The organism is Amphibacillus sediminis NBRC 103570 (assembly GCF_001552275.1).
Lineage (GTDB): Bacteria > Bacillota > Bacilli > Bacillales > Amphibacillaceae > Amphibacillus_B > Amphibacillus_B sediminis.
Genome location: NZ_BCQW01000065.1, coordinates 1 through 1,370, shown reverse-complemented (window position 1 = coordinate 1,370; position 1,370 = coordinate 1). Strand labels below are relative to the sequence as shown.

The 1,370-nt window shown below is 38.0% G+C and carries 1 protein-coding gene; it reads left to right on the top strand.

Annotated elements, in window-relative coordinates; all coding sequences use genetic code 11:
• Positions 1–86: 86 nt before the first annotated feature.
• A complete protein-coding gene (locus ASE01S_RS15325; RefSeq protein WP_067844431.1) occupies positions 87–1,319 on the top strand; it encodes an ISL3 family transposase in 1,233 nt (410 codons plus the stop codon).
• The last annotated feature ends 51 nt before the right edge of the window (positions 1,320–1,370 follow it).

Genomic DNA, 1,370 nt, shown 5'->3' with positions numbered 1-1,370 from the left:
TTCCTCGCTATTTAATGTTTAGTTTAAAGCTTCCCAAAGCTGTCTATACTGGGTAATACTACTAAATTACCTGGGGTGATAGTCTTATGAAAAACTTTGAAGAAGAGTATAATGTATTCCAAGATGCGTTAGAAATACCTAAACCTTGGTATGTTTTCCATAATGAATTAGCTAAAGAAGAAAACACCTTACACATTTATATTGAATATCAATCAGGAGCGGAATTTTCTTGTCCTAATTGCGGTAAAACGGGATGTAAAGTTCATGATATACAAGATCAAGACCGGACTTGGAGACATCTAAATTTTTGGCAATACAAGACCATTCTCCATGCCAGAATGCCACGAGTAAAATGTGAGTCATGCGGTAAAATACGTACGGTTGTCATTGATTGGGCACGTCCAGGATCTGGATTTTCATTATTATTTGAGCACCATGTGTTGTCGCTAATGGTTGAAATGCCTGTCGCTGCCGTAGCTCGTGAAGTAGGCGAACATGATACACGCCTTTGGCGAGTATTTAAATATTATGTCAACAAAGCCATGGAAAACATAGATGTATCTAATGTCACTCGTATAGCGATGGATGAAACATCACGAGCAAAAGGCCATAAATATGTGACATTTTTTATTGATATGGATACCAAACGCTTAATTTTCGCTACTACTGGTAAAGGTGCAGATGTACTGCAGGTGTTTAGCCAGTTTCTAGACAGTAAAGGGGTTTTACATTCCCAGATTAAAGAATTTTGTTGCGATATGTCACCAGCCTTTATTTCGGGTATTGAAGAGAAATTCCCGAATGCAACGATTACGTTTGATAAATTTCATGTCATGAAAATGGTAAATGAAGCATTAGATCAGGTACGAAAACAAGAACAAGCTACACAGCCAGAACTTAAAAATTCACGATACGCTTGGCTGAAGAACCCCGAAAACCTAACAGAAAAACAAGGAAGTAAATTGGCTAAATTAAAGGATTTGGATTTGGCAACAGGCCGTGCCTACCGCATGAAACTATCGCTTCAGAAAATGTGGACTAAACACCCAATCCTTTCTGAATTGTATTTTGATGAATGGCATAGCTGGGCTATTCGATCCCGACTAGAACCAATGATTAAAGTTGCAAAAACACTAAAACAACATAAAGGCGGAATCTTAAGATGGTTTGTTACAAAGATGACCAATGGCCTTCTTGAAGGAATAAACAGTTTAGTTCAGGCTACCAAAAGAAAGGCTCGTGGATACCGAACAGCCGATAATTTTATTGCCATGGCCTATGCAACGGTTAATAAACTTGATCTTATTGGTATATCATGACTTGTTTTATCCTTTCTTGTTTGCTTAGCGACCAGCACTTAGATGTAGGAT

Coding starts and splice junctions, on each gene's coding strand:
- ASE01S_RS15325 (WP_067844431.1), top strand. CDS start 87: ATGAAAAACTTTGAAGAAGAGTATAATGTATTCCAAGATGCGTTAGAA.